General features: G+C 56.5%; 1 protein-coding gene. It reads left to right on the plus strand.

Annotated elements, in window-relative coordinates; translation table 11 throughout:
- A partial coding sequence (locus Y887_RS21195; protein WP_211257033.1) for a hypothetical protein occupies positions 1–255 on the plus strand: 255 nt, incomplete at both ends.

Genomic DNA, 255 nt, shown 5'->3' on the forward strand with positions numbered 1-255 from the left:
GACGAAGAGTTTACCGTGGTGCAAGGTTATGACGTCATCGGATGGTCAAGAACGTATTCAACATCAGCAACGACGACTGTGCCAGGCACGCAATACATGGGCGACGGAGCGTTAAAGGCCGCTCGCGTTAAGCGTCTTTACCAACAGGGCATTGCATCGCTTGGTGCCATTCGCGCTCGTGCCATGTCGGTCGACGGCGTGGAATCTGTGATGGTCGTGGAGAACGACACGGGATTGCCTGGAACGGTACGCGGC

It is taken from the genome of Xanthomonas pisi DSM 18956, assembly GCF_001010415.1.
Lineage (GTDB): Bacteria > Pseudomonadota > Gammaproteobacteria > Xanthomonadales > Xanthomonadaceae > Xanthomonas > Xanthomonas pisi.